Raw genomic sequence first — 515 nt, forward strand, 5'->3', positions numbered from 1 at the left:
AAGCTCAGATCAGCTTGGTAAAGAAGTGATATCATTTCCGCGGACTAAGTCAATGAGATATATCTACGTAGGCACCGCCAACGTTACGTCAAATATGTTTGGAATGAACTTTGAGCTTATTAATGGATCTTTTGTTGTCGATTCACTAATTTTAATTAAGAATCCAGAGAATTTAGATGAGTATATTAATTCAATCTTAGAAAATAAAATGGTTGCGTACCTACTTAATATTAACAAGTTTGATACTTGCATCTTAGAGAAAACAGCTAAAACGGTTGCCTGCAAGTCTGTTAAGATATTAAAAAGTGGGAATTATACATTGCGGATCGTTGGTCTTCAGAGCGCCCTAATTAATATTGGCAACCGTAGTTATTTTCTGGATACTAAACATCCAATTAATTTAGAATTAAGCAAAGGAATTGTAAATATATCGGTCATATCAATTAATGGCACTTCAGGGATATTTATATTAAGTGAGTCCGACATACTTTCCATGAATTCAGAAAATCTAACTC

At 33.2% G+C, this 515-nt stretch carries 1 protein-coding gene; it reads left to right on the plus strand.

Annotation, left to right across the window (positions count from 1 at the left end):
* Positions 1–25: 25 nt before the first annotated feature.
* Positions 26–515: hypothetical protein (locus E3E30_RS11270; protein WP_206205171.1), on the plus strand; the 490-nt coding region annotated here is incomplete at its 3' end.

The sequence above is a fragment of the Thermococcus sp. 9N3 genome (assembly GCF_012027685.1).
In the GTDB taxonomy this organism is placed as follows: Archaea; Methanobacteriota_B; Thermococci; order Thermococcales; family Thermococcaceae; genus Thermococcus; species Thermococcus nautili.